At 73.0% G+C, this 14,477-nt stretch carries 15 protein-coding genes; 2 read left to right on the top strand and 13 right to left on the bottom strand.

Annotated elements, in window-relative coordinates:
• Positions 1-3: 3 nt before the first annotated feature.
• On the bottom strand, positions 4-957 hold the full coding sequence (locus D7044_RS14765) for a threonine ammonia-lyase (RefSeq protein WP_120689294.1): 954 nt from the start codon (positions 955-957) through the stop codon (positions 4-6).
• 156 nt (positions 958-1,113) lie between these two features.
• On the opposite strand from D7044_RS14765, the gene D7044_RS14760 reads away from it, so the two are divergent.
• The gene (locus tag D7044_RS14760; RefSeq protein ID WP_120689293.1) at positions 1,114-1,305 is read left to right on the top strand and encodes a hypothetical protein; all 192 of its coding nucleotides are present in this window, start codon (positions 1,114-1,116) and stop codon (positions 1,303-1,305) included.
• A gap of 41 nt (positions 1,306-1,346) precedes the next feature.
• Here D7044_RS14760 and D7044_RS14755 read toward each other — a convergent pair whose 3' ends face one another.
• The 6 genes from D7044_RS14755 to D7044_RS14730 all read right to left on the bottom strand — a co-directional run bounded on the left by D7044_RS14755 (position 1,347) and on the right by D7044_RS14730 (position 7,413).
• Positions 1,347-3,491 (bottom strand): bifunctional polysaccharide deacetylase/glycosyltransferase family 2 protein, encoded by a 2,145-nt coding sequence (locus D7044_RS14755; RefSeq protein ID WP_233564993.1) that lies wholly within the window; start codon positions 3,489-3,491, stop codon positions 1,347-1,349.
• Positions 3,488-3,910 (bottom strand): superantigen-like protein SSL4, encoded by a 423-nt coding sequence (locus tag D7044_RS14750; protein ID WP_120673771.1) that lies wholly within the window; start codon positions 3,908-3,910, stop codon positions 3,488-3,490. The genes D7044_RS14755 and D7044_RS14750 overlap by 4 nt, the downstream gene beginning before the upstream one ends.
• Before the next feature lie 112 nt (positions 3,911-4,022).
• On the bottom strand, positions 4,023-5,552 hold the full coding sequence (locus tag D7044_RS14745) for an ABC transporter permease (RefSeq protein ID WP_120689292.1): 1,530 nt from the start codon (positions 5,550-5,552) through the stop codon (positions 4,023-4,025).
• Positions 5,549-6,250, bottom strand: coding sequence for an ABC transporter ATP-binding protein (locus D7044_RS14740; RefSeq protein ID WP_120689291.1), 702 nt, complete (start codon positions 6,248-6,250; stop codon positions 5,549-5,551). The genes D7044_RS14745 and D7044_RS14740 overlap by 4 nt, the downstream gene beginning before the upstream one ends.
• A complete protein-coding gene (locus D7044_RS14735) occupies positions 6,228-6,782 on the bottom strand; it encodes a PadR family transcriptional regulator (RefSeq protein ID WP_120673774.1) in 555 nt (184 codons plus the stop codon). Before D7044_RS14735 ends, D7044_RS14740 begins: the two co-directional genes overlap by 23 nt.
• Before the next feature lie 58 nt (positions 6,783-6,840).
• Complete coding sequence (locus tag D7044_RS14730) at positions 6,841-7,413, bottom strand: TIGR03086 family metal-binding protein (RefSeq protein WP_120673775.1); 573 nt, start codon at positions 7,411-7,413, stop codon at positions 6,841-6,843.
• Between the two features lie 31 nt (positions 7,414-7,444).
• Between D7044_RS14730 and D7044_RS14725 the strand changes: the two genes are divergently transcribed.
• The gene (locus D7044_RS14725) at positions 7,445-8,266 is read left to right on the top strand and encodes a helix-turn-helix domain-containing protein (RefSeq protein WP_120689290.1); all 822 of its coding nucleotides are present in this window, start codon (positions 7,445-7,447) and stop codon (positions 8,264-8,266) included.
• 574 nt (positions 8,267-8,840) lie between these two features.
• Here the strand turns inward: D7044_RS14725 and D7044_RS14720 are convergent.
• Genes D7044_RS14720 through D7044_RS14695 form a run of 6 tightly spaced genes read right to left on the bottom strand, consistent with a single transcriptional unit; the run spans position 8,841 to position 14,444 of the window.
• Positions 8,841-10,379, bottom strand: a complete 1,539-nt coding sequence (locus tag D7044_RS14720; RefSeq protein WP_120673777.1) for a response regulator — start codon at positions 10,377-10,379, stop codon at positions 8,841-8,843.
• 1 nt (position 10,380) lies between these two features.
• Positions 10,381-11,739 carry a sensor histidine kinase gene (locus D7044_RS14715; RefSeq protein WP_120689289.1) on the bottom strand — a complete coding sequence of 453 codons (1,359 nt, stop codon included), beginning with the start codon at positions 11,737-11,739 and terminating at the stop codon, positions 10,381-10,383.
• On the bottom strand, positions 11,736-12,707 hold the full coding sequence (locus tag D7044_RS14710) for a SpoIIE family protein phosphatase (protein WP_199716638.1): 972 nt from the start codon (positions 12,705-12,707) through the stop codon (positions 11,736-11,738). Before D7044_RS14710 ends, D7044_RS14715 begins: the two co-directional genes overlap by 4 nt.
• Positions 12,708-12,745: 38 nt before the next feature.
• On the bottom strand, positions 12,746-13,165 hold the full coding sequence (locus D7044_RS14705; protein WP_120673779.1) for an ATP-binding protein: 420 nt from the start codon (positions 13,163-13,165) through the stop codon (positions 12,746-12,748).
• Positions 13,162-13,587, bottom strand: a complete 426-nt coding sequence (locus D7044_RS14700; RefSeq protein ID WP_120673780.1) for an STAS domain-containing protein — start codon at positions 13,585-13,587, stop codon at positions 13,162-13,164. Before D7044_RS14700 ends, D7044_RS14705 begins: the two co-directional genes overlap by 4 nt.
• On the bottom strand, positions 13,587-14,444 hold the full coding sequence (locus D7044_RS14695; RefSeq protein ID WP_120673781.1) for an STAS domain-containing protein: 858 nt from the start codon (positions 14,442-14,444) through the stop codon (positions 13,587-13,589). Before D7044_RS14695 ends, D7044_RS14700 begins: the two co-directional genes overlap by 1 nt.
• Between the last annotated feature and the right edge of the window lie 33 nt (positions 14,445-14,477).

The raw sequence follows: 14,477 nt of genomic DNA, 5'->3' as shown, positions 1-14,477 counted from the left end.
CCGTCAGCCCGGCCCGTCGGTCAGCACCCCGGCCAGCACGCTCGGGTCGGCGTTCCCGCCGGTGACCACGACGGCCGTGCGGCCCTGGGGCAGTTCGTCGCGGTGGAAGAGCCGGGCGGCGAGCGCGACCGCCCCGCTCGGCTCCGCCACCAGCCGGGCGTCGCGCACCAGACGCCCCATCGCGGCCGCGATCTCCTCCTCGGTCACGGTCACGATGCCGTCGAGACGTTCCCGCAGGTGCGCGAAGGTCAGCTCGGAGAGGTTCGTGCGCAGCCCGTCGGCGCTCGTCCGGTGGGTCCGCTCGACGTCCCACACCACCACCGAGTCGACGGCGAGCGATTCCCGGGCGTCGGCGGCGAGCAGTGGTTCGACGCCGATCACCGCGGCCGACGGGCGCAGCGCCTTCACCGCCGTGGCCACGCCGGAGGCGAGCCCACCGCCGCCCACCGGCACCAGCACCACGTCCACCTCGGGAAGGTCATCGACGATCTCCAGCCCGACGGTGCCCTGACCGGCGATGACGTGCGGATCGTCGAAGGGCGGCACCAGCGCACCGCCGGTCTCCGCCACGATCCGCTCCGCCTCGATGAGCCGCCGGGCGGGCGGGACGAGCACGACCTCGGCGCCGTACGCCCGGATCCGGTCGACCTTCACGAGCGGCGCGCCCTCCGGCACCACCACCGTGCAGGGCGCGCCCGCCGAGCGGGCCGCGTACGCCAGCGCCTGCCCGTGGTTGCCGGACGAGTGGGTGACCACGCCGCGGGCGCGGACCACCGGGTCGAGCCGGGTGACCGCGTGTGTGGCGCCGCGCAGCTTGAACGACCCGACCGGTTGCAGGCTCTCCGGTTTGAGCCACACCTGGGCGTCCCACGGCGCGGGCAGCAGCGGGGTACGGGTCACGGTGCCGGCGATGTCGGTCGCGGCGGCCCGGACGTCCTCGATCGAGATCAGCTCCATCGCCCCATGTTGCCCCTACCGCTGATCGCCCGCTGCCCGCCGCGAACGCACCCGCCCCAGAGAAACCCGACCATCCCGGCGGAGACCAGCTCCACCACCCGGGCGCGATCATCCGACCTCGGCGTGCCGCAGCCGTGCGCCACCTAGACTGCCTCGGTGAGCGAGGCCGACGAGCAGCCGGACGGGGCCGACGTACCCGCGGAAGGGGCGGAACCCGGAGCCGCCGGACGGCGGCCGGCGCTGGTCATCCTCGCGGTGGTCGTGGCCGCCGTCTTCGTCTGCTGCTGCTCGGCGTTGGTCGGTCTGCTCATCTCCTGGTCGGCGGGGCTGTTCCACCCACCGGGCTGAGCACGTCGGGGCCGACGACGAGCGCCCGACGTCGGGACCGGTCAGCCCGAGCGGCCCGTGGTGAGCAGGGCTGCCGCCTCGCCGGTACGCACCATGCGATGCCAGCGCAGCCGGTTGCCGATCACCGCGGTGACCACGGACTGCACCACGACGAGGTACATCACCTGGCGGTAGACGACCTGCTGCAGCGGCAGCGCCCACAGCGGGCCGAGGCGTTCGCGGTCCAACCGCAGCGCGTAGCCGGCGGTCAACGCCTGGAGCAGCAGCAGCCCGAACCAGGACAGGGCCAGCGTCGACCAGGGCAGGAAGAGGAGGCCGTAGAGGGCGAAGACGTCGACCGCCGGAGCGGTCAACGGCAGTAGGAGCTGGAAGACCGTGAGGTACGGCAGGCCCCGCCGGCCCAGCTTGCCGCCTGCTCCTGGCTCGCGCAGCGCGTGGCGGTGCTTCCACATCGCCTGCATCGTGCCGTAACACCAGCGGTACCGCTGCCGCCACAGCTGCCGCAGCGTGGACGGCGCCTCGGTCCAGGCGATCGCGCTCTCCTCGTAAACCACCCGCCAACCTGCCCGCAGCACCTTCATGGTGAGGTCGGTGTCCTCCGCCAGGGTGTCCCCCGGCACCCCGCCCACGGAGCGCAGCACATCACGGCGGAACGCGCCGATCGCGCCGGGAATCGTCGGCATGCACTCCAGCACGTCGTACATCCGGCGGTCGAGGTTGAAGCCGATCACGTACTCCAGGTGCTGCCAGCGGCCGAGCAGCCGTCGGCGGTTGGCCACCTTCGTGTTGCCGGAGATGGCACCCACCGTCGGGTCGACGAACCCCTGCACCAGCCGGCGCACGGTGTCCGGCTGGAACACCGTGTCTCCGTCCACCAGGACCAGCAGTCCGGCGCGCGCGGCCCGGATCCCGGTGTTCAGAGCCGCCGGCTTGCCGGCGTTCGACTGCCGGATGACCCGTACGTCGCGCAGCCGCATCCGCTCGACGATGTCCGCGGTGCCGTCGGTGGACCCGTCATCCACCACGATCACCTCCAGCGCCGGATAGTCGCTCGCCATCAGCGACCGGACCGTCGCGGCGATGTTCGCAGCCTCGTTGTAGGCCGGCACGATCACCGAAACCGGTGCACGCACCTCGGGCCGGTCTCGGTGATCGGCGCGCCGGCGCACCCGGCGGACGTGCCGCTGGGCGCAGAACACCTGGACGGCGAGCCGGGCCACGCCGAGCACCAGTGCGATGCCGAGCAGCAGGTTCATTCCGCTGGCCACCCAGCCGGCCGCAACCTGGGTCCAGCGCACCAGTGTGCCGCTGATCCGAGTGCCGGGGCCCGCCGGAACGGCCGACTCGGGCGCGTCGATCCCCGCAGAGACGGTGGTGAACCGGTACCCCTGACGGGTGAGCTCCGGCAGCAGCCGGTCCAGCGCGGCGACCGTCTGATCGCGGTCGCCTCCCCCGTCGTGCATGAGCACCACCGCACCACGGCCGCCGGCCGGTGTGGCCGCCTCGACGATCTGCGCGGCGCCGGGGCGCTGCCAGTCACGCGTGTCCAGGTCGGCGAGCACGGCGACATGGCCGCTGCCGGCGGCGGTACGCAGCGCGTCGTAGTCCGCCCCGGTCAGCGCCGACGGGACCGAGGAGAAGGGGGGTCGCAGCAGGGTGACCTGCTGCCCGGTGGCGCTGGCGATCGCCTTGCGGGTCAGGGAGAGTTCCAGCTCCCGGCGCCAGGCGGGCGCGGCGGCGAGATCCGCGTGCGTGAAGGTGTGCGAGCCGATCTCGTGTCCCTCGGCGAGAATCCGCCGCACCAGCTCGGGGTGCTCGTTGACCCGGGCGCCGACGACGAAGAACGTGGCGTGGGCGTGATGCCGCCGCAGCACATCCAGCACCTGTGGCGTCCAGCGCGGGTCCGGCCCGTCGTCGAAGGTGAGCGCGATGGTCCGGTCCGGCATCGCCCGGCTGACCGGTTCGGGCCGATCCAGCCGGAGCACCGGTCCGGCTCCCGTGACGCTCTTCGGCGGGGCCATCCGGTCGGTCGTGCTGTCCTGGACGGTCCGGCCGGAGCCGCCACCGAGTCCGGTCACCAGACCGTGCACGGTGAGCGTGGCGAGCAGCATCAGCACGCCGAGCAGGAGGAGGAACCAGTGCGCCCGGGGGTCCCGTCGGGCCGCGTGTCGAGGGGGCGGAGTCACTGCGGCTTGCCCGGGGACCTGTTCGGCTTCGCCGTGCTGCGGTGCTCGTCACCCTGACCCGGATGGTCGGTCCGGGCGGGCTGGGCGGTGCGCGGGGTCGTTCCGGTGGCGTCCGGACTCACCGAGCGGGCGGGCGTCGGAGCGGGTGCGGTCGAGGGGGTGATCGGAGTGGGGCTCACGGAGGGGGATTCCCCGAGGCCCGCACGGTCGTCCAGCCCCGCCTCGACGGGTTGTGCGGGCCGCGAGTCCGGCCAGCCGGGCACCGGCACGGGGGCGTCGAAGAAGAGACCGGCGAGGATCAGCGCGATGCTGGTGAGCAGACCCAGGCCCATGGCTGTACCGGCGATCACCGTCAGCCGACGGCGGCGACCGCTCCGGTCGACGAACACCGGCGGCGCGGCACCCGGCTGGTTCTGCATCTGGTGAACTCCCACGGCCGACTGCACCGAGGCCCGTCCGACCCTCGGTGAGAGGCCCGACATCCCGGGCCCCGAGGCTCAAAGCGCCCCCCGGAGTCGGGGTGTTACACCGTCAGGTGGCCCGGAGTTCCTCTACCGCGGTGCTCGGTCGCAGGAAGAGCAGACCGACCAAGACCGTGGCGAGCACCGCGGCGAGGGCGCCGCCCCCGAGCAGCGCCAACTGTTCCAGCGGTACGTCGGGCACCGCGTGCACCGCCGGGCTCTCGGTGATCCGGGTGTACTGCTCCCGCGTCGCCGGGTCGGCGCAGAGCTGCGCGCCGGCGTCGCAGACGGAGGTCGTCGACGGGCCGCGGTCGGCGTCGCCGAAGAGGGCCCGGGCCAGGACCGCACCGACGGTCAACGCCAACAGGATCGCCGGTACGGCGGGGAGCACCGCCTGCCAGACGAGCGACCAGGCCAGCGTGGTTCGCGGCACACCGGTCGCCGTCAGCGCGGCGTACGCTCGCCGCCGCGCCACGACGCCCTCGACGACGGCGACGAGCAGACCCGCGGCGGCGATCAACACCGCGACGGTCACCGCGAGGTCCACCAGGCTGATCGTGTTCAGGTAGAACGGGTTGGCGCCCGCCTCGACGCCCGCGAGTCGGTTCTGCTGGCGTGCCAGCCGGTCCTCGGTGACGAAGTGCGAGCGCAGCCCGGCCGCTCCGGCGCCGAAGGTCACCGCCGCGAGCAGGGCGGCGAAGGCACGGCTGCCGGCCCACGGATCACTCATCAGCCGGCCGGCGGCGAGCAACGGGGCGGGGTGCCGGGCGTACCGGCGCAGCAGCCGACCGGTGGTGTGCGAGATCCAGCCGGTACCCGTCACGGTGCCGAGGATGGCGGCGAGCCCGCCCGCGGCGATGAGGAACAGCGCGAGTCCGACGAACGGCCCGTCCACGGTCCGTCGCAGGAGGACCGGCCACCCGAGGATGAACGCCGCCACGCCGACGACGATCAGCACTCCCGCCCATGGGCCGGGACCGCGTTCCCGAGCCGCCCGGCGCGTCACGCCCAACGGCGTGGTGATCACTCGGCGCAGCATCAGTGCGGTGGCGAGCCCGGCGACCAGCGGCAGGCCGACCACGACCGCGGCGAGCGCGCCGGCGTGCGGCAGAACGTCGGTGGGGAGGGCGAGCTGACCGCGCTCGTCCGGCCGGTGCAGCAGCTCGCGGCCGACCAGGTAGAGGGCGAGCCCGCAGAGTGTGCCGAAGAGGCAGGCGACGCCGGTCTCCAGCATCGCGAGCCGGGTGACCTGTCCCGGGGTGGCGCCGGCGAGCCGGAGCGCGGCGAGCCGGCGGTCCCGGGCCGGGGCGCCGAGCCGGGCGCACTGCCCGGCCAGGGCCAGCACCGGAACCATGAGCAGTACGAGGGCGAACGCCGTGCCGCCCCGCAGCCCCGGCTCCCGCAGGAGCGCGTTGGAGTACTGCTCGGACCAGCGGACCATGTTGTCGGCGGTGGCCGGTGGCGTCGGGATGGCGAGCACGGTGAGCGCCGCGAACGCGGCCAGCGCCGCGAGCGCCGCGCTGACCGCGGTGAGCAGCACCCGTACCGTGTCGGTGCGGGTCCCGGCCAGGGCGAGCCGGAGCAGCGCGGACGGTCTCACCGGGCACCGCCGGTCGACGGCACGTTCAGCTCGAGGCCGCTGTGCTCGACCGCCCCGTCGCGGAGTGTCACCTCCCGGTCGGCGTACGCGGCGATGCGCGGCTCGTGCGTGACCAGCACGACCGAGGTGCGCTGCTCCCGGGCCAGCCGGACCAGTGTGGTGAGCACCTGCTCGCCGGTGAGCGTGTCCAGCGCACCGGTCGGCTCGTCGGCGAAGAGCACCCGCGGTCCGGTGACCAGCGATCGGGCGGTGGCGCACCGCTGCTGCTGCCCGCCGGACATCTCACCCGGCCGGACGTCGGCCAACTCCGCCACACCGAACCGCTCCAGCCAGCTCAACGCCGTCTCCCGTGCCGCTCGCCGCCCCGTGCCGGCGAGAAGCAGCGGAAGCGCGACGTTCTCCGCCGCGGTCAGCTCGGCCACGAGCTGACCGAACTGGAACAGCACACCGAACTCGGTGCGGCGCAGCCGCGACCGGGCGGCCTCGGGCTGGGTGTCGAGCCGCTCACCGCGCCAGATCACCTCGCCGGCGTCGGGCCGCAGGATCCCCGCGAGGCAGTGCAGGAGGGTCGACTTGCCGCAGCCGCTCGGCCCGGTCACCGCGACGATCTCTCCCTCGTCGACGTCGAGCGTCACGCCGCGCAACGCGGGTGTCCGCCCGTACGACCTGGTCAGGTCACGGGCCTGGAGCTGGCTCATGCCGCACCTCCCGGTGCCAGTCGGCGACACGGCTCAACGTGGTCGCCAGCCACTTGAGGTCGGCGTCGAGGTGAGCGATGGCGAAGTCGGCCGCCACGACGTCGTCGAGGGTGGCCGACGGGGCGTGCTTCAGCACGGTCAGTTCGCGCAGCCGCGCGGTGTGCGCCTGGCGCTGGGCGGCGAGGCAGGCGCGTACCCGGTCCACGTCGGCGACCAGCAGCGCCACCGCCATCTTGGCGAGCAGCGTGCTGGTCACGTACGGGTAGGGCGGTTCGACGTCGTTCAGCCACCGGTCCAGCGCCGCCCGCCCCTCGCCGGTCAGCGCGTAGGTGGTCCGGTCGGGCCCGCCGTCGCGTTCCTGACCGGCGACGGTCACCAGTCCGTCGCGCTGCATCCGGCTCAGGGTCGCGTAGACCTGGCCGAAGGCCAGGGGTCGGGCCTGCGGAAGCCGCTCGTCGTGGGCACGCTTGAGCTCGTAGCCGTGCTTGTCGCCCGTTGCGAGCAGCCCGAGCAGAACGTGCGGCGTGGACACCCGTCCACTATTCACTCGGCGAATAATCCGTGTCAACGGGCCGTGCCCGGTGCCGGCGTCAGCCGACGGCGGTCCAGCGGGGGTCGCGCCCGGTGAGGCCGAGCAGTCGGTCCAGGTCGGGCACGGCCGGACCGGTCGGCACCGGTTCGGCGAAGACACCCATCTGCCGGGCTGTCGGGCCGAGCTCTTCGGTCAGCTGCTGCAGCGCGACTGTGGCCTGTGGCGCCGGGGCGTACGGCCGGCCGGTGGCGACGGCCAGGTCCCAGCCGTGCACGGTGAAGTCCAGCAACACCATGCCGCCCACCATGGTCTGCGGCATGCCCATGCCGGGCGAGACGCCCTCCAGGCTCGTCGGATCGGCCCAGGCGGCGATCAGTCGCTCGGTCTCCACCTCGAACCGGCTCCGCCAGTCGTCGGTGAGGAAGTCCTGCTTCTCCGCCCAGGTCACCGGGCGCTTCGCCGCCAGGTCCCGGAAGTTGACCACCACCTCGAAGAGGTGGTTGAGCAGATCACGTACGGAGTAGTCGCGGCACGGCGTCGGCAGGTGCAGCTGGTCGTCGGCGACGCCGCGCACCACCGCGATCGTGGGCGGCGCCGCAGCCGCCAGCAAATCACTAGTCTCTGTGGCCATAGACCGAGCTTATGAGGGTGGTCTTGAAAAAATGCGACAGCGACCGCGTGGCGACAGCCGGGGAATTCTCGCCCCCGACCGGATGCTGCGACAGGTCCGGTTCCGCCGGCATCTGCCGGCGGCGCTGCTGCGTCCGTGGATCGAGCACTACTGGTTCGTCGACTGGGAGCTCACCGAGCCGTTCGCGCAGCACGTCGTACCGCATCCCGCGGTGAACCTGGTCTTCCGTCGCGACGGCGACGGTCCGGCCTGCGGTGAGGTCGCCGGGGTCGGGCTGGCGCTCTTCTCGATCACTCTCACCGGAGTCGGCCGGGTCAGCGGCGTCCAGTTCCGGCCCGGCGGCTTCCACCCGTTCTGGCGCGGCTCGGTCGCCGAGCTGACCGGCCGCCGCCGGCCCCTCGCCGACCTCGCCGAGCGCTGGCCGCCGGCCCGCGAACCGACCGGCGACACCTGCGACGGTACGGACGCCGACCGCTGCCGCCGCCTCGACGCGCTGCTCACCGGCTGGGCGCCGCAGGCCGGGGCGGACCCCGTCACCGAGGAGGTGATCCGCCTGGTCGAGGAGATCCGCACCGACCGCACGGTGCTTCGGGTGGACGCGTTCGCCCGGCGGCACGGCCTCACCACCCGCCGTCTGCAACGCCTCTTCCTGGAGCGGGTCGGCGTCGGTCCGAAGTGGGTGATCCGCCGGTACCGGATCCAGGAGGTCATCGAGCAGGCCACCGGCGGGCCGCCGCCGGACTGGGCGCGACTCGCCGCCGATCTCGGCTACAGCGACCAGGCGCACCTCGTGCGGGAGTTCACCGCGGTCACCGGAACTTCCCCCGCCGCCTACGCCCGCTCGCTCGCCTGATCCGGCCCCCGCCCGACCCCGCCCGCCCCGCACCGGCCTGCGCGTCGCTCGATCGGAACCGCAGACCTGTCGCCCGGGCCCGCGCGCAGCCCGCACGCCGGTCGGCCCGGGCCCGCACGTCGGTCGGACGCCGCCGGGGCCTGCATCTCGGCCCGCCTGGGCCGATCAACGCCGGGGAGCGTCCACCACGGGGGCAGCCTGCGCGAGCGCGCCCACGTTCCCTGGCGCGGACCTCACCCTGCGTGATATCGGCGCTCCGGCGGACACACCCCTGTGGACGCTTTGCTCTGCACCCCCATACGCGCCAATAACCGAAAGTAACTGCCGCTCGCGGTCGGACGCTCAAGGTCCCCAGAGGATTCGCAGCTTAGCTTGGTGGTGCGTATAGGGGTGCAGAGCAAAGCGAGCGAAGGGGTAGTAGCCGCCCCATGCCGAGAGTGACGCTGCGTATTCGGCGCGCGATGGTCACCCTGCGCAATCAGCGACCCGAGACAATCAGCGAGTCGGCACGATCAGCGGCTTCGGCACGATCAGAGGCGCGGCACGATCACGAACACCGGCACCGAGCGCACGGTCATCTGCGACGCAGCACGACCACTGCGACGTCGTCGTTGATCTCGGGCGGGGTGAGTTGCACCAGCAGTCGCTCACAGAACCGGTCCAGGTCCTCGTCCACCTGCGCGGCGACGTCGGCCAGCGCTGCCAGCCCCTCGTCGATGGTCGCGTCCCGGCGCTCGATCAGGCCGTCGGTGTAGAACACCAGCGTCGCCCCGGGCGGGAGCACGAACTCCAGATCCGCCGGGCGTTCGGCGCGGACCCCGAGCAGCGGCGCGGAGTGCTGGACGAACTCGACCTTGCCGTCGACGTTGAGCACCGGCGGCAGATGACCGGCGCTCGCCAGCCGGACCCGCCCGGTCGTCGGATCCAGCAGCAACACGCAGAGCGTCGCCGACTCGTTCGGCAGCAACGTGCGCATCAGCTCGTTGACCCGATGCAGGATCGCGCCGGGCTGGTGGCCCTCCACCGCGTACGCCCGGACGGCGTGCCGGAGCTCGGCCATCACCGTCGCCGCGTGCAGCGAGTGCCCTGCCACGTCGCCGACGGCGAGCAGCAGGTGCCCGTCGAGCATCACCAGCTCGTAGAAGTCGCCCCCCACCTCGGTCCGCGCGCTGGCCGGCTCGTAGCGCACCGCGAGGTCGAGACCGTTGATCTCCGGGATCCGCTGCGGGAGCAGGCTGCGCTGGAGCGTCACCGCGATGCGGTGCTCCTCGTCGTACGACCGCTGGGCCTCCACCGCCGCGGCCACCGCCTGCACCAACTGCACGAGCGCCGGCGTACGTTCGGTCTGGGTCTTGGTGGGGACCACGACGTAGAGCGGCGGCCGGTCCTCCCGCAGCCGGGCGGCGGCCACCGTCACCGTGTCGCCGGCCGGCCAGTCCAGCAGCGCCCACTGCGCCGGGTCGGTGACCCGGACCGTGGTGCCGACCGGCACCGCGCTGTCGTCTTCGACCGTCCACGGCACCGTCGACGCGCCCAGCCCCTGACCGGCAGCCACCCCGGCGAGACGCTCGCCGTCGGCCGTCTCCCCGACCACCACCGCCGGGCTCTTGAAGATCTCGGCGGCACCGGACGCCGCCGCCTCGAGCAGCTGCCGGAACGTCGACGCGGCGTGCGCCGCGACCGTGGTGTCGGCGAGCGCGAGCATCCGAGCGGCGAGCAGCTCGGCGCGCTGCCGGGCCTGGTAGTAACGGAGTACCGCGTGCGCGGTGGCGATCAGCTCGTCCGGCTCGATCGGCTCGGCGAGGTACGCGTCCGCGCCCCGGGTCAGCCCCTGGGTCCGGTCCACGACGTCCACCGCGTGCGCCGACACGTGGATCACGGGCATGGCCGGGTGCCGGCTCTTGATCTGCTCGCACACCTCGAAACCGCTGGCGTCGGGGAGCCGCACGTCGAGCACCACCAGGTCCACGTGGTCATCATCGACCCGGGTCAACGCGTCGGCGCCGTTCTCCGCCTCGATCACCTGGAACCCGGCCCGGGTCAACCAGCTGACCAGCAGGTATCGCTTGGTCCGGCTGTCGTCGACCACCAGCACGGTCGCCTGGGCGGGCACCTCAGGCTCCGCCCACCGGCAGGGTGACAGTGAAGGTGCTGCCCCGACCCGGCTCGCTGGTCAGCTGCAGGGTGCCGCCGAGCAGCGTGGTGAGACGGCGCGCGTACGGCAGCCCGAGGCCCGTGCCACCGGCCCGGGTCACCCCCGGCACCTGGTAGAACTCCTCGAAGATGCGGTCGTGCAGCTCGGGCGCGATGCCCGGGCCGGTGTCCGTGACCGTCAGCACCCAGCGGTCGTCCCGAAGGTGCGCGCGCAGCCGCACCTCGCCGCGCTCGGTGAACTTCAGCCCGTTGTGCAACAGGTTGCGCAGCACCTGGCCGAGCAGCACCTCATCGGTACGCAGCGTGGCCGACGGCGGCTCCTCCACCTCCAGCTCCACCGGGCGACCGGCGGCGAGCGCACGCAGCGTGCCGCGCAGCTGCCCGAAGATCGGCCGCAGGTCGACCTCCGACCAGTTCACCTCGATCCGCCCCGACTCCGCCTTGGCCAGGTCGAGCAGTTCGTTGACCAGGGTGAGCAGGTCGGCCGCCGACGAGCGGATCAGCTCCACCTGCTGGGCCTGCTCCCGGGTGAGCGGGTCGGACGCCGAGTCGGCGAGCAGCCGGCCGAGACCGATGATCGCCGTCACCGGCGCCCGCAGCTCGTGGCTGACGTTGGCCAGGAACCGGCTCTTCGACTCGCTCGCCGCCCGCAGCTGGGCCGACTTCTCGTCCAGCTCGGCGTAGAGCGCCACCACGCCCCGGTTGGTCTCCTCCAGCTCCTCCGAGAGCTGCCCGTAGAGCGCGAGCACGCCCCGGTTCGTCTCCTGCAGCTCCTCGTTCAGCACCGCCAGCTCGTCGCGCTGCTCCCGCACCTCGTCGAGAGTCGCGATCAACTGCTGGTTCTGCGCCGCCAACTCGTCCAGGGCGCTGCCCGGGGTGCTCTGGCCGAGCTCGGTCCGGAGCTCGGCGAGGCGCTCCGGGGTCAGCGCCTGCGCGGTGACCGGGACACGTCGCGACATCCTCACGACCGTATCCCGGCCGACCCCGATCGCGCCCAGGCTGTCCACGAGCCGTGCCACCGCGCCGGACTGCGGCTCGTACCGGCCGGCGGGCAGCGGTCGGACCGGAAGCAGGTCCACCCGCAGGTGGCGTCGGCCGTCGGGGGTCTCGTCGAGGTGGAACGTGACATCCGCGCCGCCGACCATGCCCAGCAGGTCCCGGGCCACCTCGCTGAGCGCGGTGGCGACCCGCACCTGGTCCTGGTGCTCCAGGCCCACCGCCGCGGCGACCTCCCGGCCCCGCTGGCGCACCACGAAGATGTCGTGCTCGACGCGCAGCGCCATCTGGAGCAGCGGCGGGCGGTCGGGCACCGTGCTCATGCCGACGCCCTCGCCACCAGCACGCAGGCGTCGTCCCGGCGGGTGCCCGCGTCCCGCAGCAGTGTCGCGGCGACCACCAGCGGGGAGCGGTCGACGAGCCCCGGCAGGTCGTCGAGCCGCCAGCGGTCGACCACGCCGTCGCTGTGCATCACGAGCAGAGCGTCGGCCTCGAAGGGGTACTCGTACTCGCGGATCACGGGACGCTGGTGGCCGGCGATACCCGGCAGGGAGACGAGGCCCCGCTGCCGCCCGTCCGGCGTGACCACCTGCGCGGCGATGTTGCCCAGGCCGGCGTAGCGCAGGACGCCTGTCGACGGCGGCAGCTCGGCCACCGCCAGCGCGGCGCCCCGGGTGTGCGACATCGATCGGTGCAGGTGGTGCACCACCGCCGCCGGGGAGCCGGGCGGGGCGGCGTGGAAGGCGGCGATCGCGGCGTCGCTCGCCACGCAGGCCAGCGGGCCGTGGCCCAGCCCGTCGGCGACCAGCACCTGGTGGCGACCCTCGATCGTCCGGACGGCGTACCCGTCCCCGCTGACCGGCTCACCGCTCAGCGGCCGGGTCAGCCCAGCGGCCCAGGGTGTCTCGTCGATCTCCGAGGGCCAGATCTGGACGGCGAGAACAGTGCCCCGGCCGGGTCGCGAGTAGCCGTCGAACCAGTTGGCCTGCCGGACTATCGCGCCGAGGCCGATGCCGAGCGTGCCGACCGTCGAGTGTCCGTCCTGGGAGGAGATGGCGAGGTCCGCCATGCCCGGCCCGGAGTCCACGGCGATCAGCTCCACGCCCGCCTCACGCTCGCGGCGCACGGGGCGGAGCAGCAGCGCGCCCTCCTCGGCGTGCTTGACGAGGTTGCTGGTCAGCTCGGCGGCGACGATGGCCAGGTCCGCCGTCCGCGTCTCGCCCAGCTCGAGCCGCTTGCCGAGGCGCTCGGCGGCGCGGCGTACAGCGCTGCCCGTGCTCCCCGACTCCATCCGGAACCAGACGCCGCGGTCACCGACCGCGTCGTCGGTCACCGAGCCCACTTGATGACGGTGATCCGGGTGCCCTTGCCGACTCCGGTGTCGATGTCGAACTCGTCGACCAGCCGGCGGGCGCCGCTGAGCCCCAGGCCGAGCCCGCCGCCGGTGGTGTAGCCGTCGGTGAGCGCCAGGTTGAGGTCGGCGATCCCCGGACCGGAGTCGGCGAAGATGATCCGCACCCCGCGGCGTCGCCCGTTGTCCACAGTCGCGACCTCGACGCCGCCGCCCCCGCCGTAGACCAGCGTGTTGCGGGCCAGCTCGCTCGCCGCGGTGACCAGTTTGGTCTGGTCGACCAGGGAGAGCTTCGCGGCCACCGCGACCGTACGGACCAGCTGCCGGACGCGTACCACGTCCTCGTCGCTCCGGATCGCCTGCGCGTGCGGTTGATCCAGGTCGATGCCTGCGGTCACGGTGAGCTCGTCGTCTCGGGATCGTCGTCGGACCCGTCGGCGAGCTCGTCGTCGTACGGGAACTCGTCGGCGCGGGCGTCGGCGACCAGCTCCATGCCGCGCTCCACGTTCAGCGCGGTCCGGATGCCGTTGAGCGACAGCCCCAGCTCGACCAGGGTGATGGCGACCGCCGGGCGCATCCCCACCACGACGGTCTCGGCGTCGAGCACCTTGGAGATCGACGCGATGCTGGAGAGCATCCGCCCGACGAACGAGTCGACGATGTCCAGCGCCGTGATGTCGATGATCACGCCGTGGCAGCCGGTGGCGACGATCCGCTCGGCGAGGTCCTCCTGGAGCTGGAGCGCCGTCTGATCGGACATGTCGAGCTGGATCGAGACCAGCAGGATCTCACCGATCTTGAGAATCGGCACCCGCTCCATCAGGCCCCCCTGCGCGAGCGGCGGGTGGTCTCGACGCCGGTGAGGCGCAGTACGTGGCGCAGCGCGTCGGCGAGGCTCGCCTTGGTGGCGATGTCGCCGAACTCGATGCCGAGCGCCACGATCGTCTGGGCGATCTGCGGGCGGATGCCGGAGATGATGCAGTCCGCACCCATCAGCCGCGCGGCCACCACGGTCTTGAGGATGTGCTGGGCGACCTGGGTGTCCACCGCCGGCACGCCGGTGATGTCGATGATCGCGTACGGCGAGCCGGTGTCGACCAGGGTCTGGAGCAGCCGCTCCATCACCACCTGGGCCCGGGCGGAGTCGAGGGTGCCGACCAGCGGCACGGCGACGACGCCCTCCCAGAGCTTGACGACCGGGGTGGAGAGCTCGAGCAGCTGCTCCGCCTGGTCGGCGATCAGCCCCTCCCGGGTGCGTACGTAGCTCTCGAAGGTGAACAGGCCCATCGTGTCGATCAGGGCGGAGAACGCCACATAGTCGCGGAGGGTGCTCTCGCCACCGTGGGACTCCAGCAGCTCCAGCAGCACCTCCTTGAGCGCGAAGACGCTGATCGCCGTCTCGGTGGCGGAGAAGCCCTGCCGGGCCCGTCCCCGGGACAGCTCGGCGAGCACGGCGCGCAGCTCGGCGGCGTACTCGGCGTCGAGGTCGACGATCCCGTTCTCGGCCGTCGTGACGATGGCTTGGCGGAGTTCCTGGAGCTGCGAGCGCAGCTCGACCTGGCTGAGCCGGCCGCGCAGCGACGCCGCCACCGTCTCCGTCCAACGCTGCGTGACCTGGTCGACGTGCTCGCTCAGCAGGGCTGCGAGCCGGCCGCTCTCCTCGGCAGTCAGTGCCATTATCAAACCCCCCTCGACCCGGACCGGGCGGAC

The sequence above is a fragment of the Micromonospora musae genome (genome assembly GCF_003626635.1).
In the GTDB taxonomy this organism is placed as follows: Bacteria; Actinomycetota; Actinomycetes; order Mycobacteriales; family Micromonosporaceae; genus Micromonospora; species Micromonospora musae.
This window is presented reverse-complemented; position numbering and strand designations above follow the sequence as displayed.

Excerpts from the sequence above, each read along its gene's own strand:
- D7044_RS14715 (WP_120689289.1), bottom strand. The coding sequence starts at position 11,739 with ATGAGCACGGTGCCCGACCGCCCGCCGCTGCTCCAGATGGCGCTGCGC.
- D7044_RS14700 (WP_120673780.1), bottom strand. The coding sequence starts at position 13,587 with ATGGAGCGGGTGCCGATTCTCAAGATCGGTGAGATCCTGCTGGTCTCG.
- D7044_RS14730 (WP_120673775.1), bottom strand. The coding sequence starts at position 7,413 with ATGGCCACAGAGACTAGTGATTTGCTGGCGGCTGCGGCGCCGCCCACG.
- D7044_RS14740 (WP_120689291.1), bottom strand. The coding sequence starts at position 6,250 with ATGAGCCAGCTCCAGGCCCGTGACCTGACCAGGTCGTACGGGCGGACA.
- D7044_RS14695 (WP_120673781.1), bottom strand. The coding sequence starts at position 14,444 with ATGGCACTGACTGCCGAGGAGAGCGGCCGGCTCGCAGCCCTGCTGAGC.
- D7044_RS14725 (WP_120689290.1), top strand. The coding sequence starts at position 7,445 with ATGCGACAGCGACCGCGTGGCGACAGCCGGGGAATTCTCGCCCCCGAC.
- D7044_RS14750 (WP_120673771.1), bottom strand. The coding sequence starts at position 3,910 with ATGCAGAACCAGCCGGGTGCCGCGCCGCCGGTGTTCGTCGACCGGAGC.
- D7044_RS14710 (WP_199716638.1), bottom strand. The coding sequence starts at position 12,707 with ATGGAGTCGGGGAGCACGGGCAGCGCTGTACGCCGCGCCGCCGAGCGC.
- D7044_RS14765 (WP_120689294.1), bottom strand. The coding sequence starts at position 957 with ATGGAGCTGATCTCGATCGAGGACGTCCGGGCCGCCGCGACCGACATC.